This is a genomic window from Oleiphilus sp. HI0123 (assembly GCF_001635315.1).
This window is the reverse complement of record NZ_LWGE01000449.1, coordinates 1-655: the sequence shown is the minus strand read 5'-3', so window position 1 is coordinate 655 and position 655 is coordinate 1. Positions and strand designations below refer to the sequence as shown.

Sequence of the window (655 nt, the reverse complement as noted above, 5' to 3'; positions counted from 1 at the left end):
TTAGAGCGCACCCCTGATAAGGGTGAGGTCGGCAGTTCAAGTCTGCCCAGGCCTACCAGATTTCAGTTACTCATCGTTAAATGATTACTCGCATAGCAGGCTATGCTTCGCAGTCATTTGCCTAGATTAACTAAAATCTACGATTTTTTGAGTCTGACTTTAATGAACGTTAAAGCAGAGGATAAAATGCTCTGGGATTGGGGCTATAGCTCAGCTGGGAGAGCGCCTGCCTTGCACGCAGGAGGTCTGCGGTTCGATCCCGCATAGCTCCACCAATTTCCAAAATTGAAATGATTATAAATAAGTGTATTTGCTTGGTTTAAGTTTGAATTAAGTAAAGTGTATTTATTTCTAATCATGCGATTAGAAGCTCTTTAACAATTAGGTAAGTAATAGTAGACGTTGTTTTATGTTGTGATGACATAATGCAACTCATTGCTAAGTGATTAGATTATTCACATATCAGCGAATAATTTAATCATGGATAACGAAAGAAATGAGATTCATATCAAGCGTTATCCGGCGAAAACGTTACGAATGGTCATATATATAGCTTAAGTACTAAGATGGTAAAAGGTCGTCTTAGAAGACTACTTCGGGTTATATAGTTAAGTGACTAAGCGCATACGGTGGATGCCTTGGCAGTCAGAGGCGA

At 39.5% G+C, this 655-nt stretch carries 1 tRNA gene; it reads left to right on the top strand.

The annotated features are described in order from the left end of the window. Nucleotides 1–199: 199 nt before the first annotated feature. A tRNA-Ala gene (locus A3761_RS04235) sits at nt 200–275 on the top strand. The last annotated feature ends 380 nt before the right edge of the window (nt 276–655 follow it).